The sequence below is a fragment of the Luteibacter sp. P4_D7_3 genome (genome assembly GCF_056401735.1).
On record NZ_JBFUIT010000359.1, the window covers coordinates 1 to 3,736 of the forward strand.

The 3,736-nt window shown below is 63.3% G+C and carries 4 protein-coding genes; 3 read left to right on the forward strand and 1 reads right to left on the reverse strand.

Features of this window, described 5'->3' with window-relative positions:
- Window positions 1-660: aminotransferase class I/II-fold pyridoxal phosphate-dependent enzyme (locus tag AC1DSN_RS19790; protein ID WP_477332392.1), on the reverse strand; the 660-nt coding region annotated here is incomplete at its 3' end.
- 109 nt (window positions 661-769) lie between these two features.
- Between AC1DSN_RS19790 and AC1DSN_RS19795 the strand changes: the two genes are divergently transcribed.
- From AC1DSN_RS19795 to AC1DSN_RS19805, 3 genes are all read left to right on the forward strand, one after another.
- Window positions 770-1,237: a carboxymuconolactone decarboxylase family protein gene (locus tag AC1DSN_RS19795; protein WP_477297631.1), complete on the forward strand. Its 468-nt coding sequence runs from the start codon at window positions 770-772 to the stop codon at window positions 1,235-1,237.
- Between the two features lie 188 nt (window positions 1,238-1,425).
- Window positions 1,426-2,382 (forward strand): JmjC domain-containing protein, encoded by a 957-nt coding sequence (locus tag AC1DSN_RS19800; protein ID WP_477332394.1) that lies wholly within the window; start codon window positions 1,426-1,428, stop codon window positions 2,380-2,382.
- A 439-nt stretch (window positions 2,383-2,821) separates the two neighbouring features.
- On the forward strand, window positions 2,822-3,736 hold a 915-nt coding region (locus AC1DSN_RS19805; RefSeq protein WP_477332396.1), incomplete at its 3' end, for a TonB-dependent receptor plug domain-containing protein.

A 3,736-nucleotide genomic window follows, 5' to 3' on the forward strand; every position in this document is an offset into this window, starting at 1 on the left:
GGTGAGTCCGGCCCAGGCGAGGGCCGTCCGTGCGAAGGGGTAGCCGGGATCTTCGACCCACGCGCGCGCACCGTGCAGCTTGAGCGCGCGCAGGGTGATGCTCAGGGCACCGGCGTATCCGTTGGTGACAAACACCTGGGAAGGCTGACAGGCGAAGCCACGCGCCACCGCGAGGTAACCCGCTATCTCCGCACGCAGCTTCGGCTCGCCACGGGGATCGGGATAGCCAGCCGGCATCATCGCGGCATCGCGCGCCGCCTGGGCGAGCATGCGCGACCAGAGCGCCGCCGGGAAGAGATCCGCCGCGGGTACCCCCACCTGGAACGGCGCCGGCAGCGTCGGGCCGGACGCGAAGGCGCCGAAAGCCCGACGGGGCCGGGGAGCCTCCGGCTCCGGCCGCATGGCGGGCGGACGCCGCGCGACGCGCGTTCCAGCGGCGCCCGCTGCAACGATGAACTGGCCATCGGCCAGCCGCTCGTAGGCCGTGCGCACGGTGCCCCGGGCTACGCCGAGCTGGATGGCGAGGTCGTTCCACGAAGGCAACCGCGCGCCGGGCGCCAGCCGCCCCTCGCGGATGGCCGCGCGGATACCGTCCGCGATCTGCTCGGACAGCGAGAGCCGTCCTGCGCGGTCGAGGGAAATGCCGAAGGAACCGTCCATGGCCGGATGGTACATCGAAGAAGAACATTCTTGGCTCTTTCGGATGGCCCGTTCCGATCGCAAGCTATACCCATACCGACCATCCATTTCCTCTGCCGGAGTACGCACCATGAGCAACCGCATCGACTACATGAAGATCGCTCCCGACGCCATGAAGGGCTTTGTCGCCGTCTACGGCTACCTCTCGCAGAGCGGCCTGGACAAGAACCTCGTCGACCTCGTTTTCCTTCGTGTCTCGCAAATCAACGGCTGTGCCTACTGCATCGACATGCACTCGCAGGACATGCACAAGCATGGCGTCCCCTTCGAGAAGCTGATCCTGACCGCCGCATGGCGTGAATCGGGCGATGTCTTCAGCACGCGCGAACAGGCCGCGCTGGCCTGGGCGGAGTCGGTTGCCATGGTCGCCGACACCGGCGTGCCGGATGCCGATTACGCTGCCGCCGCCGCTGAGTTCGGCGAAAAAGAGCTCGCCGATCTCTCCACCGCGATCGCGCTGATGAGCGCCTTCAACCGGATGGGGGTGGCCTTTCGTAATAAGCCGGTGACGGCTTCGAGGCTTGCCAGGGCGGCGTGACACCTATTCGGACATGAACAAAGGGGCCTTCGGGCCCCTTTCCGTTTTCGTGCCGGAGGCAGATCACTCCGTAGATTTACGCAATACCTTGCGGTTAGACCGTGCGCCCGATAGCGAAGCCCGCAAGTTAGTACGACGCTTCTCCTATGCCAGGCAGGGCGGCTCTGGCCATCAGGGGAGCGATCACCATGAGCGTACAGCCTCTCGACCCACAGGGATTCTCGACGCACCGGATTAACCGGCTGCGCCACGATTTCGATAGACATCCCCTGTTCCAGTTACCGGCGCTCGCACGGCTGGCGAAGGAACTCATGCCGCTGGAGAAGTGCCGGTTCGTCAAGCCCGGCATGACCCAGGCCTCGGCGTTCCGCCACGACGCACGGCATCCGGACGGACGCGATATCGACGACGTCTTCGAGCGAATCGAAGAGACCGGCTCGTGGATTGCGCTCTATAACGTGGAGGCGATACCGCGATACCGCGCGCTGCTCGAAGCCATCATCGACGGCGTACGGGCAACGATCGAGCGCGAGCAGCCGGGCATTTTCAACGTCACCGGATTCATCTTCATCTCCGCGCCGCCGTCGGTCACGCCCTTCCACATCGATCGCGAGAACAATTTCTGGCTCCAGTTGCATGGCAGGAAGGTGCTTAGCGTCTGGGAGCCAACCGACCGCGATGCCGTTACCGCCGCCCACGTCGAAGACTTCATCGTGAGCCACACGCTGCGCGATGTGAAGCTCAAGGATTCCTCGCTCGCATCGAGCCATGAGTTCGATAGCGGGCCCGGCGACGGCGTGTACTTCCCGACCACCTCCCCCCACATGACCCGAACCACCACGGACTGGGCGACACCGGGCGACGGCGTGTCCGTCTCCATCGGTGTCACCTTCTATACGAAGCACACGGTGCATCTCGCCCGTGTGCATCAGTTCAACCGCGTATGCAGGAAATACCTGCGCGTCACGCCGACGTATCCGGGTGTGTCGCCTCTACGCGATGCCCTGAAAGCGCCGCTGGGACTTGCCCTGGCGATCAGCCGGCAATGGACGCTGCGCGCGCTGACCTTCTGGCAGGGACTGAAAGCGCACAAACGCCCCGAGGAAGGCTGGCTCGGCGAGAAGGCCCCGCCCGGCTCTTACTGAGTCACCGCGTGAATTGACCGAGCGCGTGGTCAGCGACGATGTCCACTTCCTGCATTTACGCGCAGGTGACATTCGTGTCTCAGTTCAATGCCCCGTTGCCAACCATTCATTTAGCCGAAATGAAAACGAAACCAACGTGGGATTTCGAGGCGGCGGAAAAATTACATCTTACGAGACGCATCGGTAACGCACGGATAAGGCTGCTGATTCGCCATCCGCTCATTCGCACACCCCTGCGATCTGCATAAAAACGAGCACTCGGCCGCAAGTCTTAGCGCGCGTGTTAATTGCTTGTATACGCCTGGTGATGATGAAAGACTCGATCTCAGACGAGGCCTTCCCCTACTAACGACCTCGTTATTACCAATGCCATCCAGCCACCTGACCACCGTGTCGGGGCGAGCTCGCATTGCCTGAAATAAGCATAAGGGTCGTGATCATGAAACGTAACAAGCTCGCGTGCGCCTTGGCCACGCTCCTTCTCACTCCGGTCGCAAGTACCGCGTGGGCACAGGCCGCCAGCACTGATGCGGCCCCCCAGAACACCAGCACCAACCCCAGCACCCTGCAGACCATTACGGTGACCGGCTCGGCCATTCCGCGTATCGATACGGAAACCGCTTCGCCGGTGACCACGATCTCGGCCAAGGACATCGCCCGCAGCGGCTACAGCACCATTTCCGACGTGGTGCGTTCCATCTCTGCCGACAACAGTGGCTCCATTCCCAACAGCTTCACTAACGGCTTTGCCGCGGGCTCGTCGGGTGTTGCCCTGCGTGGCCTGACAGTGAACTCCACCCTGGTACTGATTGACGGCCATCGTGCCGCCAACTATGCCGTGGCCGACGATGGCGAACGTTCTTTCGTCGATCTGAATACGATCCCGCTAGCCGCGGTCGACMGCATCGAGGTGCTGAAGGATGGCGCCTCCTCGCTGTACGGCGCCGATGCCATCGCCGGTGTGGTCAACGTGATCCTCAAACCCGGCTACCAGGGTGTGGAAGCGTCGGCTGACGTCGGCAACTCTGCCCACGGTGGTGGCTTTACGCGCAAGGGTACCTTCCTTGCTGGCGGCGGCGACCTGAACAAGGACGGTTACAACGCCTACTTCAGCGCGCAGTTCGAGGAAGACAACGCCATCCAGGCGGGTGATCGTGGCTTTCCTTACAACACCGAGGACCTGAGTCGCATCGGTGGCGCCAATCTCCAGGCGGGTCAGCCGGCCAACGGCTCAGGTTCGATCTACGGCTCGGTGACGCCCGGCACGCTGGGTACGCCAGGCGACGTCACGACGGGTATTCCGAACGACGGTGCCACCGCCAGCCTGCTGACGGGTGGCTGCGGCGTCAAAGGC